Source organism: Sphingomonas sp. AAP5 (assembly GCF_004354345.1).
In the GTDB taxonomy this organism is placed as follows: domain Bacteria; phylum Pseudomonadota; class Alphaproteobacteria; order Sphingomonadales; family Sphingomonadaceae; genus Sphingomonas; species Sphingomonas glacialis.
On sequence record NZ_CP037913.1, the window covers coordinates 1,495,974 to 1,515,883 of the forward strand.

Consider the following 19,910-nt stretch of genomic DNA (forward strand, 5'->3'; position numbering starts at 1 on the left):
CGAACGATCTATCGTCGAAGCCGCTTATGCTCGCACACTCCTTCCGCTTGCGCGTATGTGGCGCCAATCCGCCGACCGTGCGCTGAGCGGCTTTGGCCTATCCGCTTCAGGCGGGTGGACGATCGTCCAAGTCGGGCGCCTCGGTGACGATGTGCGACAGACCGACCTCGCCGCCGAGCTCGACGTTTCCGCCGCCTCCTTGGTTCGCGTGGTCGATCAGTTGGTCGCGGCCGAACTGGTCGACCGCCAACGCGACGACGTCGATGCCCGCGTCAGCCGCGTCCGCTTGACCGAGCGGGGCCGCGCGCTGGTCGCAAAGATCGAAGCGGCGTTCGAGGCGTTGCGACGCGAGATGCTCGCCGATGTCGCCGACGCCGATCTTGCCACCGCCCTGCGGGTGGCAGAGCAGCTCGAGGCGCGCTTCACCCGGAAGCGCAACCGATGACGGGCAATCGCTTCGGCTGGAAAGAGGCGTTGTTCTCAGTCAAATGCCTGCTCGCGGCGGTGCTTGCCTATTATATCGCGCTGCGGATCGGCCTGACGAGGCCGTATTGGGCGGTGACGACGTCGTACATCGTCGCGCAACCGCTCGCCGGCGCCGCGCTGTCGAAGGCGGCGTTCCGCGTGATGGGGACGGTCCTCGGCGCCGCCGCCGCCGTCGTGCTGGTGCCGAACCTCGTCAACGCGCCCGAACTGCTGTCGCTTGGGCTCGCGCTGTGGCTGGGCGTGTGCCTCTACATCTCGTTGCTCGACCGGACACCGCGCGCCTACGTCTTCCTGCTCGCCGGCTATACCGCGAGCATCATCGGCTTCCCCTCGGTCGAAGCGCCGGGTGCGATTTTCACCACCGCGATCCTGCGCGTCGAGGAGATCACGATCGGGATCCTGTGCGGCGCGTTGGTGCACGGCTTCGTCTTCCCGCAGACCGTGACCGCGACGCTGCTCTCGCGCGTCAACGCGATCCTCGCCGATGCCGAGCGCTGGTCGCGCGATTCGCTCGCGGGGCTGGCCGACAGCCGGCTCGACCGTGATCGGCGCCGGCTCGCGCTCGATATCAACGAGCTGCACCAGCTCTCGATCCATCTGCCGTTCGACACTGCACGCCTCCAGCCGCGCGTCCGTACGCTGCGCGCGCTTCAAGCTGAGCTGTCGATGCTGCTCCCGCTCGCCAGCGCCGTCGACGACCGTATCCGCGAATTGCTGCGTGGGGCCGACGCGCCGCGGCCCGAAGCGCTCGCGTTGATCGAGGAGGTTCGCGGCTGGCTTGCAGCGGCGCTGCCGATGGCCGAGCGCAACGCCACCGCCGATGCGCTGATCGCCCGCGCCCGCGCGCTCGAGCCGCCGGTGGTCGAGCCATTGTTGTGGCGCGACGCGCTGCGGCTGAGTTTGCTCGCGCGGCTCGCCGAGCTGATCGATGCGCATCGCAATGCGCGCGACTTGCTCGACCAGATGCGCTCGCCCTCGCGCACGCCGCTCAACCCCGGCGTCGCGCGACTGCTGGCGCGGACCGCGCGCCGCCCGCTCCACCGCGACCGTGGCATCGCGCTGCGGGCGGCGGCGGGAACCGTCGCGACGATCCTGATCGGCTGCGTCTTCTGGATCGGGACGGGCTGGTCCGATGGCGCGGGTGCTGTGCTGATCGCGGGCGTGTGTTGCGCGCTGTTCGGCAACAGCGACGATCCCGCGCCGTCGATCATGGCGTTCTTCTACGGCACCATCCTCGGCCTGACCGTGGCGGCAATCTACGCTTTCGCGATCCTGCCACGCGTCACCGATTTCGTGACGCTGATCGCGGTGCTCGCGCCGGCGATGCTGATCGGCGGCGTATTCCTGTCGCGCCCGCGGACGACGCTGGTCACGCTCGGCGCGTTGCTCGGCGGGATCAATACGGTCGGGCTCAACGATCGCTACGGCGGCAGCTTCGACGGATTCGTCAATGGCGGCGTCTCGCAGCTGATCGGGACGATCTTCGCGGTCGTCACCGTCGGGCTGTTCCAGACGATCGGCGCCGATACCGCCGCGCGCCGCCTGATCCGCGCCGGTTGGCGCGAATTGGCGGAGCGTAGCAACGCGAAAGGCCCGCCCGACGCCGCGGGCTGGGTCGCGCGGATGCTCGACCGGATCGGCTTGTTAGCGCCGCGGCTCGCGCTGCAGGACAAGGATCCGGGCAAACCGCTGCTCGATGCGTTGAGCGACCTGCGCGTTGGCGTCGCGATCGGCGAATTGCGGCAATTGCGGCTCGACGGAACGCCCGACGACGCTGCGAGCATAACTCCCGTCCTGCAGGGCGTCGGCACGTATTACCGCGCGCTGCGGCCCGATCGCCCCGCCCCGCCCGAACCCGAGCTGCTTGCCGATCTCGACAGCGCGATCGGCGATCTGGCGGCCAACCCCGAACCCGCCCGCGCGCGCGCCGGCGTGCTGGCTTTGACGTCGTTGCGCCGCAACCTGTTCCCCGGCGCACCGGCGTATGGAGTCGCGGCATGATCGGCGAAGTCTCGATCGGCGGGGTGTTCGTGCCGACGATCCTGCTGCTGGCGATCGCCGCGCTGGTGCTGACCGCCGTCGTCACGCGGCTGCTGTCGGCGTTCGGCGCGTATCGCTTCGTTGCCTACCGACCCTTGGTCGACCTCGCCATCTTCTTTCTCATCCTCGGACTCTTGTCCTTGCTGACCGGACCCTCGTTATGAAATCGCTGCTCGCCCCGCTTGGCCGTTCCGCCGTGACGATCGTGATCGTGCTGCTCGCGATCCTCGTCGCTTTGTGGCTGTGGCGCCGCTACGAGACCGATCCGTGGACGCGCGACGGGCATATCCGTGCCGATGTCGTCCGCATCACCCCCGATGTCGGCGGGTTGATCACGCAAGTCGCGGTGCACGACAATCAGCGCGTGAAGGCGGGCGACGTGCTGTTCGTCGTCGATCGCCCGCGCTTCGCGCTGACGCTCGCGCAGTCCGACGCGGCGATCCAGAGCGCGCGCGCGACGCTGCTGCAAGCGCGGCGCGAGGCGCAGCGCGACCTCGCGCTCGGTGATCTCGTCGCCAAGGAAACGCACGAGCAGAATGTCGCGCGCGTTGCGACCGCCAGCGCGGCGCTCGCGCAGGCACAGAGCGCGCGCTCCACCGCCGCGCTCAACCTGGCGCGGACCACGGTGCGCGCGAGCGTCAACGGCACGGTGACCAATCTCGATCTGCACCCGGGCGACTTTATCGCAGCGGGGGCGCAAGCGATGGCGCTGCTCGATTCGGATTCGATTCGCGTCGAGGGCTATTTCGAGGAAACAAAGCTCGGCAGCATTCATATCGGCGACCCCGTCACCGTCCATCTGATGGGCGAGCCGCGCGCGCTGAAGGGCCGCGTCGACAGCATCGCAGCGGGCATCAGCGACAACGAGCGCAGCATCAGCGCGAACCAGCTGCCGACGGTCAACCCGACCTTCACCTGGGTCCGCCTCGCACAGCGTATCCCGGTGCGCGTCAAGCTGACCGCGGTGCCGCAGGGGGTCTCGCTGATCGTCGGGCGCAGCGCGACGGTAACGGTCGTCCCGCAAGCCCCACAGGTGCACGCATGAGGCGCGGTGTCCTCGCGGGAGCTGCCGCGCTTCTGCTGGCCGGCTGCACCACTGCCGGACCGAACTACACGCTGCCCGATCCCGCCGTGGTCAACCGCCCGAGCGCGCAAGGCGCGTTCGACAGCGGCAAGGAAAAGCGCTTTGCCGATGTCCCGCTGCCCGATCACTGGTGGCAGCTCTATGGCGACACGCGGCTCGACGGGTTCGTCGCGGAAGGGCTTGCCGCCAATGCCGACCTGCGCGTTGCCGACGCCAATCTGCGCCGCGCCGATGCGGTCGTGGCGGAGGTCGCTGCTGGACGAACGCTGTCGACCGCGCTTGGCGGCGGCGCGTCGCTGTCGCGGCCCGCTGGCACCGGCGGATCGCTGCCGGGGACGGTGGGCTACGATGTCGGGCTGTCGCTCGCCTACCCGCTCGATCTGGCAGGCCGGATCAGGCGCGCAATCGAGGCGGCGCAGGGCGATGCCGAAGCCGTCGCCGCCGCGCGTGACAATGTCCGCGTGACCGTGGCTGCCGAGATCGCGCGCAGCTATGCGGCGGCCTGCACGGCGAACATGGTGCTCGCCGCCAACAACCGCGTGCTCGCGCTCCAGCGCCAGACACTCGGCGTGACGCAGCGGCTGCAACGCGGCGGTCGCGGCACCGCGTTCGACGTCACGCGCGCGCAAAGCGCAGTCGATCAGAGCGCTGCGCTCGTCCCCTCAACGATCGCGACGCGCACCGCCGCGCTCTACCGGCTCGCCACGCTGATGGGCCGCGCGCCTGCGGACTACCCCAAGGACGTGGCAAGCTGCGCGACCGCGCCGACGATGCGCAAGCCGCTGCCGATCGGTGACGGCGCAGGGCTGATCGCGCGGCGGCCCGATATCCGCGCCGCCGAACGCTCGCTCGCCGCCGCAACCGCGCGGATCGGGGTCGCCACGGCGAACCTGTATCCCCAGGTCAGCCTCGGCGGATCGGTCGGGCTGACCGGGCCGCTCTCGGCGTTCGGGTCGGGCGATGCCTTCCATGTCGGGCTGGGGCCGCTGATCAGCTGGAGCTTCCCCAACCGCCCGATCGTCCGCGCACAGATCGCGCAGGCGGGCGCGGCCGCCGACGCTGCGCTCGCGCAGTTCGATTCGACGACGCTCGAGGCGCTGCGCCAGACCGAGACCGCGCTCTCGGCCTATGCGCGCGAGGCCGATCGCAACGCGGCACTCGCTCGCGCGCAGGCGAGTGCCGCGCGCGCGGCGAACCAGGCGGGCACGCTCTATCGCTTCGGGCGGACCGATTTCCTCGCTCTGCTGAGCGCACAGGCCGCGCTCACCACGGCGCAAGCGAACCTTGCCGCCTCCAACGCGTTGTTGGTCGATCGGCAAGTCGATGTGTTCAAGGCCCTTGGCGGGGGCTGGCAGTCCTGACGCGCCGCCCGGAGCAATGATGAAACAGGTTTCCCTCCCCGATGGCACGACCGTCCCCGCGCTCGGCCAAGGCACTTGGATGATGGGCGAGGACCGCTCGAACCGCAGCGCCGAGATCGCGGCTTTGCGCGAGGGCATCGCGCTCGGCATGACGCTGATAGACACCGCCGAAATGTATGGCGAGGGCGAATCGGAAGGCTTGGTCGGCGAAGCGATCACTGGGCTTCGCGATCAGGTGTTCCTGGTCAGCAAGGCCTATCCGCAGAATGCCGGGCGCGCGCGCCTTCGCGCGGCGTGCGAAGCGAGCCTCAAGCGGCTCGGGACCGATCGGCTCGATCTCTATCTGCTCCACTGGCGCGGCTCTGTGCCGCTGGCCGAGACGGTCGAGGCGATGGAGGCGCTCCGCGATGCCGGTATGATCGTGCGCTGGGGCGTCAGCAACCTCGACACCGACGATATGGAGGAGCTGGTCGAAGCGGGTGGCGAAGGCTGCGCGACCGATCAGATCCTCTACAATCTCACGCGACGCGGGCCCGAGCATGACCTGTTGCCATGGCTCGCGGCACGGCACATGCCGATCATGGCGTACAGCCCGGTCGAGCAAGGACGCCTGCTCGGCAACGGCGCGCTGGCGACGATCGCTGCCGCGCGCGACGCGACACCGGCACAGCTCGCGCTGGCCTGGACGATGCGGCGCGACGCCGTGATCGCGATCCCCAAGGCCGGCAGCGTCGCGCACGTCCGCGACAATCGTGCCGCGCTCGATCTCGAACTCGACGCGGAAACGCTGGCAGCGCTGGATGCAGCGTTCCCGCCGCCACGCGCGCGTACGCCGCTCGCGATGCTCTAAGCGGCTTGCCCGATTGCGGCGAGCAGCGTCTGTTCGGACACGATCCGGATCGGCTTGCCCGCGCGGCGCAGCGCTTCGGCCTTGCCATATGCCGGGCTCATCAACGTCGCGCGCGTGAAGCGATCGCCTCCGGCGACGATGAGGACATTGGTGCTCGTACCGACCGAGGTCATCACCTTGGCACCGAGCGCCGCGAGCCGATGCGCCAATGGCCCATCGCGTGGCTCGCCGACGATCGCGACTCGCTCGCCGAGCAGCGGCCCTGCCTCGGCCGGGGTCGGCGCTGGCCCCGGCTTGCGCGGCGGTGCCAGCCATTTCTCGAGCGAGATCCCGGTCTGCTCGATCGCCTTGACGATCACCCAGCCCGCGGCGCGCGCATCGCTCAGCGCGTCGTGATGGCGATGGGCGATCCCGAGATAGCGCGCGAGGCCACCGAGCTTGTGGTTTTCGAGATCGGGCCAAGCGCGCTGGGCGACGCGGACGCTGTCGAGCCACGTCGTCTCGATCATCGGCCGATCGTGCTGCCGGCAGGCCGCCGCGAGCGCGCTCTTGTCGAAGAACGAATGCGCGACCGTGGTGCGCCCGGCGAGATGCCGTTCGACGACCGCGTGCACGTCGCCGAAGCGCGGCTGCCCGACGACATGGTGCGCGGCAATCCCATGGATCCGCGTATTGAAGATGTTGAACTCGTCGCACGGATCGAGCAGCGTTTCGTATTCGAAGACTTCGCGGCCTCCGCGAAACCCGACAATGCCGATCTGGCAGATGCTGCTCGCGCGCGAACAGGCGGTTTCGACGTCGATCACGACGAAATCGGGCGGCGGGGATTGGAACTCGGCAGACGACACGTCGTCCGGCATAGCAGTTTTCAGGCGGGCATTGTCCACAGGCTTAGCGATTTGCGGCTGCGATCGACGCCCTGCCCGTGTCGGAGAGGCTGCGAAAGGTGATCGACCAGCGCGGTGCATCCATTTCGGCGATGCTGTGCTCCCACGCGTGGCGTGCGACGCCGCTCAGATGATAGGCGCCGCGCGGAGTCAGCAGCGCGGTGGCCCGCTCGAAGCGGTCGCCGATCCGACGGCGGAAGCGCAGCGCCGCGGGGGCGCCGAGCGAGATGCCGACGACATGCTCGAAGTGCGGCCGGTCGCGGTGCCAGCCGATCCCGGCACCGATATCGTAGCGAATCACCAGCGCTTGGACGAGCGTGCCAGCGGCCAATCCCGCCATCCCCTCGGCACGGCGACGAAGCGGATCGAGCCACGCCGGAATTGGCGAAGCCTCGGCCATCCCGCCGGTGTCGAAGTCGTAATGCCAGCCGAAGCTGTGCGTCAGCCGCTTGCCGAGCCAGCCCTGGAAGCGGAACGGCTCTAGCTCGCAGGCGTCAATTGCAGCGATCAGCGCGCCCGCTTCGTCCGCGGACACGAAATCCTCGACCGCGGTCAGGCCGGGCAGGATCGGGGTATCGAACAGATCACGCATCACCGATCCAAAAACAAAAGGCCGCCCCTTGCGGGACGGCCTTTCCATTGTCGGCCTCAGGCCGGCAACTCTTCAGGCGAGACCGCCCTCCACGAGGGAGAACGAGCTCAAACCCTGTGCCGACTGCGGCGTGAGACAATGAGACATTCGACCACCTCCTTTCCATTGTTGAACGATGACAGGAAGATGGTGACGCCTCCGGGGATTGCAAGATCCCCGAATGTCCGTTCGATCAGAAGCTGAAGCGCCCGCCAAGCGACAGCACGACGGCATGCGCGTTCTGCAGCAGGCCCTTGGTCAGGATGACCGTCTGCGCGGCGGTGCCGGCATAGGCTGCGGTCGCACGGTCGATCGTCGTGTCCTTGAAATCGACATAGCTTGCCGCGGCATCGATCGTCATGTGGTTGCTCATGCGATAGCTGCCGCCCGCCGAATAGGTCCAGCGGTTCGAATCGGGCACGCGCGCGTCACGCAGGCCATCCTGTGTCGGCGTCACCGCGCGCTGCACGCCGGCACGCACCGTCGCCTTGGGGCTGACGGCGTAATCGAAACCGCCGGCGAGGCTCCAGCTGTCGCGGTAGTTCTCGGGCAGTGCGACGTTGAGCGGCGCGCCGAGGCGGATCGCGTCGAACTTGCTCCAGTTATACGCGACGACCTGTGCGTTGAGCGTCAGCGCTTCGGTTGCGCGCAGGCGGCCACCGACGATCACCTGCCCCGGCGTGTTGAACTGCGCCTGGACACCCGAAAGCGAGCGGTTCTGCGCCGCGAGCGGCCCGACCAGCCCGGCAACGGTGAGATCGCCCTTGAGCGTGTGCTTGATGCTCGACTTGTAGCTGATGCCGACCGAAACCAGCTTGTTGTGGAGCTGGACGCCTGCGGTCCAGCCGAAGTCCCAGCCGTTGCCGCGCAGCGTCTGATTGCCGTCGGGCAGTGCCGCCGAGACGTTGGGCAGCGCGTTGCTGAGGTACGCGTCGGTATATTCGACATTGAGCGCGCCGCCGACGCGCAGCCAGTCGGTCAGCACGACGCCGATCGAAGGCTGGATGTCGATCGTGCGCAAGCGCGTCTTGTCGGCGCTGTAGCGCGTCCAGCTATTGGCGTCGTAATCGGTGGTGAAGCTGAACGGCGACGTCACCGCGAGGCCGACCGCGATCCGGTCGTTGATCGGATATGCGACCGAACCGCTCGGCAGCACGCCGTTGTTGATCGGATTGCGCGAGCGGGTCTGTCCGCCGATCGGCGCGAAGGCCTGACCGGGACGCGCGATCAGCGTGCCGTTGTCGACGACGTCACCCTTGGGCAGGATTGCAGTCGCGCTGACCTGGACTTCGGTGTCGGTGATCCCGGCGATCGCGGCAGGGTTCCACCACAGCGACGACGGTCCCGTGTCGGCGACTTCACCCGAGAACGAACGCCCCGCGCCGACCGTGGTCTGTGACTGGAGATAGAAAGCATCGGCGTGCGCAACGCCGGCGAAGCCGACGGTCGAGACGAGTGCAGACGCGGCCAGCAACGGGGCCTTGCAACGGATAACCATGATATATTCCTGAACTGACTTTTCGAGGGGGAAGAAAGAAAGTGGGCTCAGCGCACGCGCGTCCACGTCTGCGTCTTGCAGAGCGGGAAGAAGACGCAGCCGCGCAGCTTGAGCCGGTCGCTGCCAACGGGGGTGATACGACCGCTATAGGTGTGGCCGTCCTCGGCATTGTAGACTTGGCCGTTGGCCCATACGCCGTCCTTGTCGGGCGCAAAGCCGCTCAGCATCAGCATTCCCTGGACAGGACGCGTGCGCAGCTTTTCGTCCGAATTCTTGGCGTCTTTGAGCGACGGATTGGCGCGGATCGCATCGGACGTGACGACTTTACCGCAGATCGAGGCGCCGCAACGGCTGATCTCGACAATGGCATTGAGCGTCTCGGTCTTCCAGCGACCGATCACGGTGTCGGCGGTGGCGGGGGCGCCGGCGAGCAGGGCGCCAATGAGCAGCAGGGACATGTACGTTCCTCTCCAAGCACCACCATCTCGGTGGTGCAATCGTGGTTGCCGTGCTTGAGCGATCCCCGCACGGTCGGTTCTGGTGTCGCTCCGTTTCGGCCCTAATGGCGAGCCCGTTGACGTATGCGGCAGATGGCTCGCAGTAGATTCGTATGCCGACAAGTCAAGCACTTGTCGGTACCGCTCGGGCACACCGACCCGGCAACACCGCAAGATCGCGCTTCCCCAACGCGATGAAATCCGCAACACACAGGCCAAGACGTTGATCGCCACGCATTCGACAAAGGAGCGTGTCCGTTGCTCGCCGGTGGTCCGGCAAGGGTCGGCGTCATTGGATCGAGGGCGTGAATGAAAGAGCCGATGCAGGATCTGACGGGGATCAACGAGGTCGCGCGCATGCTCGACATCACGCCCCGCACGTTGCGTTTCTATGAGGATAAGGGGCTGATCACCCCGTGCCGGGTCGGCGCGATCCGCGTCTACACGCGGCGCGAGATCGCGCGGATGCGGTTGATCCTGCGCGGCAAACGGCTCGGCTTCACGCTACGCGATATCGTCGAATTTCTCGATCTCTACGATACCGATCCGCAGCATGTCGAACAGATGCGCGCGCTCGCGCAGCGATGCCGCCAGCGGATCGACCGGCTCGCCGCGCAGCAGGAGGCGATCGCCGAAACGCTCGTCGAGCTCGAGAAGATCGAGCGCGAAGCCTTGGCACGCGTGCCCAAACCCCGCCGCCCGCGTGTCGTCCTGTCGTCAGACGCTGCGCCGCGCGAGGCCTAGCCGTCTGATCACGTGTCGTCGTGCTCACGCGCAAGGATCAGCGCCAGCACGTCGGCGATGATCTGCTGCATCGCATGCTGCGCCGCCAGGCCGTCCCGCGCCTCGATTGCGCGCAGCACCGCGCCGTGCGCCGCCAGATCGGCGCTGCGGCCCTTGAAACGATTGGTGAAGCGAATCGACGAGCGCAGCGCGGTCGTCACGACGTCCTCGAACTGCGCGAAGAACGGGTTGCCGGCGGCGCGCAGGATCGCGACGTGGAACGCGATATCGGCGTCGAGCGAGTCATCCTCGCCCGCCTCAGCCGCGACCATCCGCGCGTAGCCCGCGCGGATGGCGATGAGCCCGCCCGCGCCCGCATTGCGCGCGGCAAGCTCCGCTGCAGCGGGCTCGATCGCGATGCGGAGCTCGCTGAAATGCCGCAGCAGCCCGAGCGAGAATTTCCGCTCGAGCAACCAGCCGAGCACATCGGCATCGAACAGGTTCCACGACTCGGCCGGCTGGACGATCGTCCCTTGGCGCGGCCGGGCCGACAACAGCCCCTTGGCGGTGAGCATCTTGACCGCCTCGCGTGTCACCGATCGGCTGACGCCGTGCTGGCTCGCGAGATCGGCTTCGGTCGGGAAACGCTTGTCCGTATACACCCCCGTCACGATCGCCCGCCCCAACGCATCGAGCATCCCGTGCGTAAGATTGCGTCCGAGCGAGCTGCGGACGTCGTGCGGCTCGGGTCCCTCGCCGCTGGTCACAACGACGCGCGGGCAGCGCGCCAGGCTGCGATCAGGCCATCAGCCTTGGCGCCGACGCGCGCGGCATCGTCGCCCGGGCGGTAGAGCGCGCCCCCGACGCCGATCCCCTCGGCCCCCGCAGCAAGCCATTCCCCGAAATTGTCGGCCCCCGTGCCGCCGACGCCCCACACCGCGACATGCCGCGGCAGCACTTCGCGGATCGCCTTGAGGTAGTTCGGGCCAAGCGCGACCGCCGGGAACAGCTTGATCCGCCGCGCACCCGCATCGATCGCGCGGAACGCCTCGCTCGGCGTGACGAAGCCCGGCATCGGCTCGAGCCCCAGCTCGACCGCGCGCGCGATCAGCGCGGGCGCGGTGTTGGGCGTGACCATCACGGTCGCCCCGGTCGCTGCCAGCGCCTCGACCCCAGCAAGATCGAGCACCGTGCCCGCGCCGATCGCCGCAGTGTCGCCGAACGCCTGCTGGATCGCGGCGATGCTGGTGAACGGATCGGGCGAGTTGAGCGGCACCTCGATAATGCGAACGCCGGCCTTCACGAGCGCCTGGGCGACGGGGAGCGCCTCATCGGGCCGTATCCCACGCAGGATCGCCACGACGGGCGGGGCACCAGCGGCCAGCAGATCGTCGATCGTCATCGGTCAGTCTCCAACAAGGCAAGCCCGGCGAGCGCACAGGCATCGCCATCGAGCAATTTCGTATCGATCCCGCGCGCGACGAGCGCGCGGGCATAGCGGGCACAGAGCGCGGGATCGCCGATCAAGCCGATCGTCTCGCCTCCGGCGGAGGCGACCTCGGCGACCTCGCGACCGATCAGCAGGCCCGACAGATAGCCGGCGGCCCAATCGGGCGAACGCCCGTCGATGAGCTGCGCGCTGCGCGCCTCAAACAACGCGCCGAGCATCATGGCGCCGTCGTTCGCCCGCGCGAGACCGTGGGCGAAGCCTGCCTGCTCGGCGGCAGGGTCGGCATCGCCCTGGCTGGCCGCGCGCAGCAGCGTCGAGCGATCGCGCAGCAGCGCGAACAGCTCGCCGGTGAAGAAGGTCTGGAAGCCGGTGATCCGCCCGTCTTCGATCGTCGCCCATTTGCTGTGCGTCCCCGGCAGAGCGAGGCGATGGCGTCCCACGCGCAGCGCGGGATCGCGCGCGATCGCCCCGAAGAGTTGCGTTTCCTCGCCGCGCATCACATCGGGGCCGCCCGACGGCGCGGTGCAAGCGAGCCCGGCCATGATCGTGACCGGCACCCCGTCGAGCGCAACCTGCCCAGCCCCGGCGAGCCAGCCCGCGACGTCGGCAGGACATCCCGCATAGGGCACTTCGATCCAGCCGTTGCGCGACCCGACCATACCGCACAGCGCGATCGACTCGGCAGCGCCCTCGGCGCGCCACGGCGCAATCGCGTCGCGCAGCGCCGCCTCGGGCGTGCCGTCGAGCGCGCCGATACCAGCGCCCTCGGCGCGCGCGACGACCGCGCCGTGTTCGATGCGAAACAGCCGCAACCGGCTGGTGCCCCAATCGCCGACGATGCGGTAGCTCATCGCACGATCCTGACGGCAGGAAGCGGTAGTCCGGGGGCAGGCGCATCGAACGCGAACAGCCCGCCGGCAAGCGGTTGCGCGGCGAGGTCGGCGTCGGACAGTCCGGCGCGCGCGGTGGTGACATAGCCGGTCTGCAGATCGGGGCCGCCGAATGCCACCTTGGTGACATTGGCGCACGGCAGGGCGACGCGCATCAACACGCTGCCGTCGGGCGCGTAGCGCCGCGCTTCCCAGCCACCCCACAGACCGACCCAGACACACCCTTCCGCATCGACCGTCACGCCATCGGGATTGCCATCCTCCGGCGCGATCGTCGCGAACAGCGTGCCGTCGCGCAATTGCGCATCGGTCGCGATGTCGAAGCGGTGGATCGTGCCAGCGAGCGTATCGACATGATAGAGAAAGCGCCCGTCGGGGCTGATCGCGGGGCCGTTGGTGATCGTGCATTCGCCGCCGACCACGGTGATGCTGTCACCGTCGTAGGTGTGGACCGCGCCGCTCGGCCGCGACTCTTCGTCGTCCATCGTACCGAACCAGAGCCGGCCCTGCGGGTCGACCGTGGCATCGTTGGTCCGGTTATGATCGGGCATCGGCACCGTCGCGATCGGCGCCCCGAGCGCCGCGCCGTCGAACAGCTGGAGCGCACCGCGATTACCGACCAACAGCGCGCCATCGGCGGTTGGAACGATGAAGCTTGGCGCTCCGCCGACGGCAAAGCTCTCGCGCGTGTCGGTACCCGGATCATAGCGATGGATCGCGCCGGACTTGATATCGACGAACCACAGCACGCCATCGACCCAGGCAGGCCCCTCGCCGAGCGTTGCGGCGACCGGCCAAACCAAACGACTTTGTGACACAGCGCTCTCCGATCCTGACCTCGCGGCCGATAATGTGTGATCGATCATATAATTAAGCCGCAGGGATCGGGCAATCGCCGAACCGTCGCGGCAAATCGGGTCACGGGCCGCCGCCAGGCTATGCCGCATGCATCCCAATTCTCCGACTTTTTGCGTTATCCCCGCTAGCCTTGCGGTCGATAATCGGGCACCTGCGCCGCATGACCGGCTTACCCCAAGTTCGAACGCCGACAATCAGCCTCATCATCCCGGCGTATAACGAGGAGGACTATCTCCCGGCCTGCTTGGATGCAGTCATGCGCAATGTCGCGGGCAAGGCGTTCGAGATCATCGTCGTCGACAATAACAGCACCGATGGCACCAAGGCGGTGGTCGAGCGCTACCCCTCGGTCAAATATGTGTTCGAGCCGAACAAGGGCATCACGCGCGCGCGGCAGCGCGGCTTGATCGCGTCCAGCGGCGATATTCTGGCATATGTCGACGCCGATACGCATCCGCCCGCCGGCTGGATCGAGCAGATCTGGGAGCAGTTCGCCGCGAACCGCGATCTTGCCTGCCTGTCGGGCCCCTACAGCTTTTACGACCTGAGCGGCTTGCGCAATCGCGTGTCGACCGCGTGGTTCGTCGCGGCCCGATCGATCTACGGGATCACCGGCTATCTGATGGTCGGCGGCAATTTCGCGATTCCGCGCCAAGTTCTCGAGAAAATGGGCGGCTTCGACAGCTCGATCGAGTTCTACGGCGAGGACGTGGACATCGCCAAGCGCGCCAAGCAACAGGGAAAGGTCCTGTTCTCACCGCGCTTCGTCATGCCGACATCGGGCCGTCGCATGCAGAAACAGGGCTTTGCGAAGATCGCGGGGATCTACCTCGCCAATTATGCGTCGATCATGCTGCGCGGCAAACCCGCGACCAAAGGGTATGAGGACATCCGCTAGCTCCCCCGTGGACGACATCGTGCGGGCCGGGAACGCTATGCCGCGCTGTACAGCCCGACCCACGCGCGGCCCGATTTCGAGCCCGCTTCGTATTTTTCGACACCTACCTCCGCCACCATCGGCTATGGGGATGTGGTACTTGTCCGTTCGTGGGCGATCGTCGGCGCGAGCGAGGGCGCCAACGGCGTCATCCTGCGGGGCTGGTCGACGGCCTTCTTCGTCGCGGCGGTCGGCCGAATCCGGTTTGTCGAAGGGGAGATAGAGACATTACGGTGACCGCCACGGACCCGCTGGCCGATGCCTTCGCCCTGTTCGTCAACAGCACGACCGATCGCGCGCAGTTCCTGCTCGATCCTGCGGGCCTGGTGATGAGCTGGAATCGCGGTGCCGAAATCCTGACCGACTGGAGTGCAGAGGCGATCATCGGACAGTCCTTCATGCTGTTCTACCCCCCCGCCGACGCCGAACGCGGCGACCCCGCCGCCGATCTGGCGCAAGCGCAGAAAGACGTCACGACGCGCAAGGAAGCCTGGCGGATTCGCCGCGACGGTTCCGAATTCCTGGCGGATTCAACGCTCGTCGCGTTGCGCAATCCGGCAGGCGCGCTGCTTGGCTATGGGCAAAGCGTGTACGATATCACCGCGCGTCGCGCCGCCGAGGCAGCGCTTGCCGATAGCGAGCAGCACGTCCGCTCGATCCTCGAAACCGTGCCCGATGCGATGATCGTGATCGACGAACGCGGCCGCATCCTGTCGTTCAGCGCGGCGGCCGAGCGGCTGTTCGGCTATGCCGAGGCCGAATTGGTCGGCCGCAACGTCAGCATGCTGATGCCGAGCCCCGACCGCGACCGCCATGACAGCTATCTCAGCCATTATCTGACGACGGGCGAACGCCGCATCATCGGCATCGGCCGAGTCGTGGTGGGGATGCGTCGCGATGGCACTCCCTTCCCGATGGAGCTTTCGGTCGGCGAGGCGAGCAGTACCGGGCGGCGCATCTTCACCGGCTTCATCCGCGACCTGACCGAACAGCAACGCAGCGAATTGCGGCTGAAGGAGCTGCAATCCGAGCTGATCCACGTCTCTCGCCTCAGCGCGATGGGGACGATGGCATCGACGCTGGCGCACGAACTCAACCAGCCGCTGACCGCAATCGCCAATTACATGGAGGCGAGCCGCGATCTGCTCGACGCGCCCGATGCCGATACGCTCGGCTATCTGCGCGAAGCGGTCGATCAATCGGCCAAGGAAACGCTCCGCGCCGGCGACATCGTACGCGCCTTGCGCGACTTCGTATCGCACGGCGAAGTCGATCGCCGCGTCGTTCCGCTGCGCCCGCTGATCGAGGAAGCCAGCGCGCTGGCACTGATCGGCGCGCGCGAGCGCGGTGTGCGATCTTTCTTCGCGTTCGAGAGCGATGCCGCGCACGCCCTCGTCGATCGCGTGCAGATCCAGCAAGTCGTGGTCAATCTGGTGCGCAATGCGGTCGAGGCGGTCGAGATGTCGTTGACGCGCGACGTGACGATCAGCGTGCGCGCGGCGGCGGGCGACATGATCGAGATCATCGTCGCCGACACGGGCCCCGGGATCGATCCCGCAGTCGCGCCGCGCCTGTTCCAGGCGTTCGCCACCAGCAAGAAAAGCGGCATGGGGCTTGGTCTGTCGATCTGCAGGACGATCGTCGAAACGCACGAAGGTCGGATCTGGGCGGTGCCACGGCCAAACGGCGGAACCGCGTTTCATTTTACAGTCCGCGGCGCGCCCGACGCCACCGACACCCGGACCATTACGTAGCGACGCGGCGTCGCGCTCGCGGCAGGACCGGCGTTCCTATTCCCCGGGTACCTATGTCAGACCTTGCCGCCGCCAAACCGCCCCGCCGCACCCGTATCGTGCTGATCGACGCCGATGAGAGCGTTCGCCGCCAGCTGCAGTTGGCGTTGCAATGGCATGGCTACGAGGTGCGCTCGTTCGGCACCGCTGCGCCGGTGCTGCAGGGTGGCTATGCCGACGCCACCGACATCCTGATTACCGATTATGCCCCGCCCGGCAGCAACGGGATCGCGATCCTGCGCATCCTGCAGAGCCGCGGGTGGGACGGGCGTGCGGTGCTGATCACCAGCAATCCGTCGCACGAGCAGGAACACTGCGCCCGCGCTTCGGGTTTTGCCGCAGTGCTCGAAAAGCCAGTCCACCAGGCCGACCTGATCGCCGCGATCACGTTCAGCTGACCGCGCGATCCCCCGTCTCGGGAACCCGCAACATCGCGAGCGCCGCCAGCGCCATCACGATCGCGGCGAACGCCATCGTCCAGATCGGCTCGGTCGGGAAGAACGCCTTGAGCACCGACCCCATCACCGTCGCGACGAGCAATTGCGGCACGACGATGAAGACGTTGAACAGCCCCATATAGATGCCGAGCTTGGCTTGCGGCAGGCTCGAGGCGAGGATCGCATACGGCATTGCCAGGATCGACGCCCAGGCGATGCCGACGCCGATCTCGCTCAGGATCAGCCAGTTGGGATCGCGGATCACGAAGAAGCTGGCATAAGCCGCGGCCCCGCACAGCAGGCAGGCGATATGCGTCCGGACCTTGCCGATCCGTACGGCGAGGCGCGGCAGAAGGAGCAAGGCGGCCAGCGCCGCGACGCCGTTATAGACCGCGAACAGCACGCCGACCCAGTCGCCACCGGCATTGTAGGCAGCGCTCTTCGGGTCGCTCGCGCCGAACATGTATTGCGCGACGACCGGGGTGGTGAAGATCCACATGATGAACAGCGCCGACCAGCTGAAGAACTGCACCAGCGCCAGCCGCTTCATCACGAGCGGCATGCCCGCGAAATCGCCGACGATCATGCTGAGAGCGTTACCGGTATTCCCGCCGCGTGCGAGCCGGATCGCGACGATGCTCGCGACGCCGTAGGCGATCAACAGCGCACCGAGCAGATACACTTCCTTCTGCAACGCGAGCAGCGGCACCGCGGCGACGATCACCAACCCGCCGACGATCCACGCGAGGCTGCGCCCCAGCCCGCGCGCGGCAAGCGCGCGCATCGGTTCGCCCACGCCTTCGACGGGATCGCGCTCGCCGAATGCGGCCATTTGCGCCGGGCTGTATTCCTTGACGCTGCCGACGGTCCACAACACCGCGAGCAGCAGCGCCGCGCCCCCGAACCAGAAGCTGTAGCGCACCGTGTCGGGGACCCCGCCGAGCGCTGTTCCCGAGACGCCGAGATGCGCCAGCACGAACGGGAAGATCGACCCGACCACCGCGCCCGCACCAATGAAGGCGGTTTGCAGCGCATAGCCCGCGGTGTGCTGGTCCTTGCGCAGCATATCGCCGACGAACGCGCGGAACGGCTCCATCGAGACGTTGATCGAGGCGTCGAGCACCCACAGCGTCACCGCCGCGAACCACAGGATCCTGGCCTCGGGCATGACGAACAAAGCGAGCGCCGCGAGCACCGCGCCCGCGAGGAAATACGGCCGCCGCCGGCCGAGCCGGTTCCACGTCCGGTCGCTGTAATGGCCGATGATCGGCTGGATCAGCAGCCCGGTCAGCGGCGCGGCGACCCACAGATACGAGAGGTCGTCGAGCGAGCCGCCGAGCGTCTGGAAGATCCGGCTCATATTGGCGTTTTGCAGCGCGAAGCCGATCTGGATGCCGAAAAAGCCGAAGCTGATATTCCACAGGCCGCCAAAGCCCTGCACCGGTTTTTCGTTCAACTCTGGCCTCCCCTGCCCGGCGCCTGACGATCGGCAGGGCGTGTTTGTCGGCGAGCGTGGCGACAAGCCGAGGGCCGCACAAGCCTGCATACGAATGCGCAGCGCCGCACAAACCCTTGCCGAGCGCCCCACGCGCGTTCCATGACGCCAGCCATGGACACCGTGCACCTCCATCATCAGGGCAACGAGCGCCGCCCGTTGCTCGTGATCGACGATTTCTGGCCCGACCCCGAGATGCTGCGCGAGGATGCAGCGGCGTTGCGCCTGGGCGAGATCGGCCCGCATTACCCCGGCGTCCGCGCCGAAGTCCCGGCGCGCCTCGCCGAGACGATGCGTCGCAGGATCGCGCCGTTGCTCGCCACGCATTTCGGGTTCGATCCGGCGCCCAGCGTATCGGAAGCCTATTATTCGCTCGTCACGACCCCGCCCGCAGCGCTCGCGCCGATCCAGCGGCTGCCGCATTTCGACGGGGTCGAGCCGCGCCGGATCGCATTGCTGCTGTTCCTCGGCCATGGCGCGCAGGGCGGCACCGCCTTCTACCGCCAGCGCGAGACGGGCTTCGAAAGCGTCGATGCCGACCGGCTCGATCGTTTCAAGGCGACGCTGGAGGAGGGCGTGCGTACCCACGGCATGCCAGACCCGGCATATATCGCCGGCGATACGCCGCTTTACGAACGGATCGCGCTACAGCCCGGCGCGTTTAACCGCGCGCTCGTCTATCCCGGCAACACGCTCCACTGCGCGCATCTGCCGCCCGAGGTCGTGCTCAGTGCCGATCCGCTTGCGGGCCGCCTGACGCTCAACCTCTTCCTGTTCGACGACTGAGACCGCGCCGGCGCTAGCCGCCGCTGCTCGCGCGGACGACGAGCCGCGTCGGGAGCGGTGCCGCCTCGCACATCCCACCGCGCAACTGGCCGAGCAGCGTCTCGACCAGCACTTCGCCCGCGCGCCGCGTATCCTGCACGACGCTCGACAGCGGCGGACTGGTCAGCGAGGCCGAGGGGATATCGTCGAACCCGACGATCGCGACGTCGTCGGGCACGCGCCGCCCCGCCGCCGCCAAGCCGCGCATCGCGCCGATCGCGATGCTGTCGCTTGCGGCAAAGATCGCGTCGTACGCCACGCCGCGGCTGGCGAGCGTCTCGACCGCCGCCTGCCCCGGTTCCTCCGCCGTCGTCGCATCGACGCGCAACATCGGATCGGCGGTCAGCCCGGCGCTCGCCAGCGCATCGAGATAACCGCGATAGCGCTCCAGGAGCTCGGGATAGCGGCTGTCGGCCGAGCCGAGGAACGCGATCCGACGCCGTCCCTGCGCGATCAGATGCGCCGTCGCCAACGCCCCGCCGCCGCGATTGTCCGATCCGACGGTGATCCCGGCGGGCCCCGTCCCGACCGCACCCCAGCGCACGACATGCGTCCCCTGCTCGACGAGATGGTCGAGTCGCACGCGGTACGCTTCGTAATCGCCGTAGCCGAGCAGGATGATCCCATCGGCCTTGTGGCTGTCCTGATAATCGACGTGCCAGTCGCCCGACAGCTGCTGGAACGATATCAGCAGGTCGTACCCGGCCTTCGCACAAGCGCGCGTGATCGATCCGAGCATCGAGAGGAAGAACGGGTTGATCGCGGCATCGTCATCCGCTGCCTCTTCGAAAAACAGCAATGCCAGCGTGTTGGACGATTGGCTGCGCAAGCTCGAGGCGTTCTTGTCGACCGCATAATGCAGGCTCCGCGCGATCGCCTCGATCCGCGCGCGCGTCTGCGGATTGACCGATTTCACCCCGCGCAAGGCGCGCGAGACGGTCGGCTGCGAGACGCCCGCTAACTGCGCGATATCGAGGGAGGTCGGTCGTCTGGCCATCGGGAAAAGCAGGTCCTGCGCTACACGGCACACGCGATACTGCGCCAAACGATCGGCTGACGACAGCCCATTCGTGAATACGTATGCCCGATCCTTTCGAAATGTGTCTGCTCGAAATATAGCCGTGCCGGGCCAATCGACGCTGTTTCACGACGTCGAGGAAACTGAAGC

At 67.6% G+C, this 19,910-nt stretch carries 22 protein-coding genes; 12 read left to right on the forward strand and 10 right to left on the reverse strand.

The annotated features are described in order from the left end of the window. Nucleotides 1-55: 55 nt before the first annotated feature. The 6 genes from E2E30_RS06765 to E2E30_RS06790 are packed head-to-tail and all read left to right on the forward strand — an operon-like array spanning nt 56 to nt 5,821. On the forward strand, nt 56-445 hold the full coding sequence (locus E2E30_RS06765) for a MarR family winged helix-turn-helix transcriptional regulator (RefSeq protein WP_240699060.1): 390 nt from the start codon (nt 56-58) through the stop codon (nt 443-445). Further along, nucleotides 442-2,487: an FUSC family protein gene (locus E2E30_RS06770; RefSeq protein WP_133188427.1), complete on the forward strand. Its 2,046-nt coding sequence runs from the start codon at nt 442-444 to the stop codon at nt 2,485-2,487. The genes E2E30_RS06765 and E2E30_RS06770 overlap by 4 nt, the downstream gene beginning before the upstream one ends. Beyond that, entirely contained in the window at nt 2,484-2,690 is a 207-nt protein-coding gene (locus tag E2E30_RS06775; protein ID WP_133188429.1) for a DUF1656 domain-containing protein, read from the forward strand. The genes E2E30_RS06770 and E2E30_RS06775 overlap by 4 nt, the downstream gene beginning before the upstream one ends. Then, nucleotides 2,687-3,571, forward strand: a complete 885-nt coding sequence (locus E2E30_RS06780) for an efflux RND transporter periplasmic adaptor subunit (RefSeq protein WP_133188431.1) — start codon at nt 2,687-2,689, stop codon at nt 3,569-3,571. The genes E2E30_RS06775 and E2E30_RS06780 overlap by 4 nt, the downstream gene beginning before the upstream one ends. Next, the gene (locus E2E30_RS06785) at nt 3,568-4,971 is read left to right on the forward strand and encodes an efflux transporter outer membrane subunit (protein WP_133188433.1); all 1,404 of its coding nucleotides are present in this window, start codon (nt 3,568-3,570) and stop codon (nt 4,969-4,971) included. Before E2E30_RS06780 ends, E2E30_RS06785 begins: the two co-directional genes overlap by 4 nt. 19 nt (nt 4,972-4,990) lie before the next feature. Further along, nucleotides 4,991-5,821, forward strand: coding sequence for an aldo/keto reductase (locus E2E30_RS06790; RefSeq protein WP_133188435.1), 831 nt, complete (start codon nt 4,991-4,993; stop codon nt 5,819-5,821). Here E2E30_RS06790 and E2E30_RS06795 read toward each other — a convergent pair. From E2E30_RS06795 to E2E30_RS06810, 4 genes are all read right to left on the reverse strand, one after another. Then, a complete protein-coding gene (locus tag E2E30_RS06795) occupies nt 5,818-6,681 on the reverse strand; it encodes an exonuclease domain-containing protein (RefSeq protein ID WP_133188437.1) in 864 nt (287 codons plus the stop codon). The two genes, E2E30_RS06790 and E2E30_RS06795, sit on opposite strands and share 4 nt — an antisense overlap. 31 nt (nt 6,682-6,712) lie before the next feature. Continuing rightward, on the reverse strand, nt 6,713-7,300 hold the full coding sequence (locus tag E2E30_RS06800; protein WP_165954472.1) for an alpha-ketoglutarate-dependent dioxygenase AlkB: 588 nt from the start codon (nt 7,298-7,300) through the stop codon (nt 6,713-6,715). Between the two features lie 232 nt (nt 7,301-7,532). Further along, entirely contained in the window at nt 7,533-8,837 is a 1,305-nt protein-coding gene (locus tag E2E30_RS06805) for an OmpP1/FadL family transporter (protein WP_133188441.1), read from the reverse strand. A 47-nt stretch (nt 8,838-8,884) separates the two neighbouring features. Beyond that, nucleotides 8,885-9,295: a DUF2147 domain-containing protein gene (locus tag E2E30_RS06810; protein WP_133188443.1), complete on the reverse strand. Its 411-nt coding sequence runs from the start codon at nt 9,293-9,295 to the stop codon at nt 8,885-8,887. Between the two features lie 348 nt (nt 9,296-9,643). On the opposite strand from E2E30_RS06810, the gene E2E30_RS06815 reads away from it, so the two are divergent. Beyond that, nucleotides 9,644-10,078 carry a MerR family transcriptional regulator gene (locus E2E30_RS06815; protein WP_133188445.1) on the forward strand — a complete coding sequence of 145 codons (435 nt, stop codon included), beginning with the start codon at nt 9,644-9,646 and terminating at the stop codon, nt 10,076-10,078. An 8-nt stretch (nt 10,079-10,086) separates the two neighbouring features. Here E2E30_RS06815 and E2E30_RS06820 read toward each other — a convergent pair whose 3' ends face one another. The 4 genes from E2E30_RS06820 to E2E30_RS06835 all read right to left on the reverse strand — a co-directional run bounded on the left by E2E30_RS06820 (nt 10,087) and on the right by E2E30_RS06835 (nt 13,215). Continuing rightward, nucleotides 10,087-10,755: a FadR/GntR family transcriptional regulator gene (locus tag E2E30_RS06820; RefSeq protein ID WP_133188447.1), complete on the reverse strand. Its 669-nt coding sequence runs from the start codon at nt 10,753-10,755 to the stop codon at nt 10,087-10,089. 65 nt (nt 10,756-10,820) lie between these two features. Further along, nucleotides 10,821-11,459 carry a 2-dehydro-3-deoxy-6-phosphogalactonate aldolase gene (locus tag E2E30_RS06825; RefSeq protein ID WP_133188449.1) on the reverse strand — a complete coding sequence of 213 codons (639 nt, stop codon included), beginning with the start codon at nt 11,457-11,459 and terminating at the stop codon, nt 10,821-10,823. Then, nucleotides 11,456-12,358: a 2-dehydro-3-deoxygalactonokinase gene (locus E2E30_RS06830; protein ID WP_133188451.1), complete on the reverse strand. Its 903-nt coding sequence runs from the start codon at nt 12,356-12,358 to the stop codon at nt 11,456-11,458. The genes E2E30_RS06825 and E2E30_RS06830 overlap by 4 nt, the downstream gene beginning before the upstream one ends. After that, complete coding sequence (locus E2E30_RS06835; RefSeq protein WP_240699061.1) at nt 12,355-13,215, reverse strand: SMP-30/gluconolactonase/LRE family protein; 861 nt, start codon at nt 13,213-13,215, stop codon at nt 12,355-12,357. The genes E2E30_RS06830 and E2E30_RS06835 overlap by 4 nt, the downstream gene beginning before the upstream one ends. 200 nt (nt 13,216-13,415) lie before the next feature. Between E2E30_RS06835 and E2E30_RS06840 the strand changes: the two genes are divergently transcribed. From E2E30_RS06840 to E2E30_RS06855, 4 genes are all read left to right on the forward strand, one after another. Continuing rightward, nucleotides 13,416-14,153 carry a glycosyltransferase family 2 protein gene (locus tag E2E30_RS06840; protein WP_133188455.1) on the forward strand — a complete coding sequence of 246 codons (738 nt, stop codon included), beginning with the start codon at nt 13,416-13,418 and terminating at the stop codon, nt 14,151-14,153. Nucleotides 14,154-14,270: 117 nt separating this feature from the next. Next, nucleotides 14,271-14,429, forward strand: a complete 159-nt coding sequence (locus E2E30_RS06845; protein WP_240699097.1) for a hypothetical protein — start codon at nt 14,271-14,273, stop codon at nt 14,427-14,429. After that, complete coding sequence (locus E2E30_RS06850; protein WP_272482945.1) at nt 14,426-15,946, forward strand: PAS domain-containing sensor histidine kinase; 1,521 nt, start codon at nt 14,426-14,428, stop codon at nt 15,944-15,946. Before E2E30_RS06845 ends, E2E30_RS06850 begins: the two co-directional genes overlap by 4 nt. 53 nt (nt 15,947-15,999) lie before the next feature. Continuing rightward, complete coding sequence (locus E2E30_RS06855; protein WP_133188459.1) at nt 16,000-16,383, forward strand: response regulator; 384 nt, start codon at nt 16,000-16,002, stop codon at nt 16,381-16,383. Here E2E30_RS06855 and E2E30_RS06860 read toward each other — a convergent pair. After that, complete coding sequence (locus E2E30_RS06860; protein ID WP_240699062.1) at nt 16,376-17,878, reverse strand: MFS transporter; 1,503 nt, start codon at nt 17,876-17,878, stop codon at nt 16,376-16,378. The two genes, E2E30_RS06855 and E2E30_RS06860, sit on opposite strands and share 8 nt — an antisense overlap. Nucleotides 17,879-18,019: 141 nt before the next feature. On the opposite strand from E2E30_RS06860, the gene E2E30_RS06865 reads away from it, so the two are divergent. Beyond that, nucleotides 18,020-18,703 carry a DUF6445 family protein gene (locus E2E30_RS06865; protein WP_240699063.1) on the forward strand — a complete coding sequence of 228 codons (684 nt, stop codon included), beginning with the start codon at nt 18,020-18,022 and terminating at the stop codon, nt 18,701-18,703. 13 nt (nt 18,704-18,716) lie between these two features. On the opposite strand, the gene E2E30_RS06870 is transcribed toward E2E30_RS06865, so the two are convergent. After that, nucleotides 18,717-19,739, reverse strand: coding sequence for a LacI family DNA-binding transcriptional regulator (locus E2E30_RS06870; RefSeq protein WP_133188463.1), 1,023 nt, complete (start codon nt 19,737-19,739; stop codon nt 18,717-18,719). Nucleotides 19,740-19,910: the final 171 nt, after the last annotated feature.

What these genes read in the sequence shown, in the direction of transcription:
- E2E30_RS06775 (WP_133188429.1), top strand. Translation starts at nt 2,484, where the DNA reads ATGATCGGCGAAGTCTCGATCGGCGGGGTGTTCGTGCCGACGATCCTG.
- E2E30_RS06855 (WP_133188459.1), top strand. Translation starts at nt 16,000, where the DNA reads ATGTCAGACCTTGCCGCCGCCAAACCGCCCCGCCGCACCCGTATCGTG.
- E2E30_RS06790 (WP_133188435.1), top strand. Translation starts at nt 4,991, where the DNA reads ATGAAACAGGTTTCCCTCCCCGATGGCACGACCGTCCCCGCGCTCGGC.
- E2E30_RS06825 (WP_133188449.1), bottom strand. Translation starts at nt 11,459, where the DNA reads ATGACGATCGACGATCTGCTGGCCGCTGGTGCCCCGCCCGTCGTGGCG.
- E2E30_RS06820 (WP_133188447.1), bottom strand. Translation starts at nt 10,755, where the DNA reads ATGCTCGATGCGTTGGGGCGGGCGATCGTGACGGGGGTGTATACGGAC.
- E2E30_RS06805 (WP_133188441.1), bottom strand. Translation starts at nt 8,837, where the DNA reads ATGGTTATCCGTTGCAAGGCCCCGTTGCTGGCCGCGTCTGCACTCGTC.
- E2E30_RS06770 (WP_133188427.1), top strand. Translation starts at nt 442, where the DNA reads ATGACGGGCAATCGCTTCGGCTGGAAAGAGGCGTTGTTCTCAGTCAAA.
- E2E30_RS06810 (WP_133188443.1), bottom strand. Translation starts at nt 9,295, where the DNA reads ATGTCCCTGCTGCTCATTGGCGCCCTGCTCGCCGGCGCCCCCGCCACC.
- E2E30_RS06795 (WP_133188437.1), bottom strand. Translation starts at nt 6,681, where the DNA reads ATGCCGGACGACGTGTCGTCTGCCGAGTTCCAATCCCCGCCGCCCGAT.
- E2E30_RS06765 (WP_240699060.1), top strand. Translation starts at nt 56, where the DNA reads ATGTGGCGCCAATCCGCCGACCGTGCGCTGAGCGGCTTTGGCCTATCC.
- E2E30_RS06785 (WP_133188433.1), top strand. Translation starts at nt 3,568, where the DNA reads ATGAGGCGCGGTGTCCTCGCGGGAGCTGCCGCGCTTCTGCTGGCCGGC.
- E2E30_RS06870 (WP_133188463.1), bottom strand. Translation starts at nt 19,739, where the DNA reads ATGGCCAGACGACCGACCTCCCTCGATATCGCGCAGTTAGCGGGCGTC.
- E2E30_RS06840 (WP_133188455.1), top strand. Translation starts at nt 13,416, where the DNA reads ATGACCGGCTTACCCCAAGTTCGAACGCCGACAATCAGCCTCATCATC.
- E2E30_RS06780 (WP_133188431.1), top strand. Translation starts at nt 2,687, where the DNA reads ATGAAATCGCTGCTCGCCCCGCTTGGCCGTTCCGCCGTGACGATCGTG.
- E2E30_RS06865 (WP_240699063.1), top strand. Translation starts at nt 18,020, where the DNA reads ATGACGCCAGCCATGGACACCGTGCACCTCCATCATCAGGGCAACGAG.
- E2E30_RS06830 (WP_133188451.1), bottom strand. Translation starts at nt 12,358, where the DNA reads ATGAGCTACCGCATCGTCGGCGATTGGGGCACCAGCCGGTTGCGGCTG.
- E2E30_RS06800 (WP_165954472.1), bottom strand. Translation starts at nt 7,300, where the DNA reads ATGCGTGATCTGTTCGATACCCCGATCCTGCCCGGCCTGACCGCGGTC.
- E2E30_RS06815 (WP_133188445.1), top strand. Translation starts at nt 9,644, where the DNA reads ATGAAAGAGCCGATGCAGGATCTGACGGGGATCAACGAGGTCGCGCGC.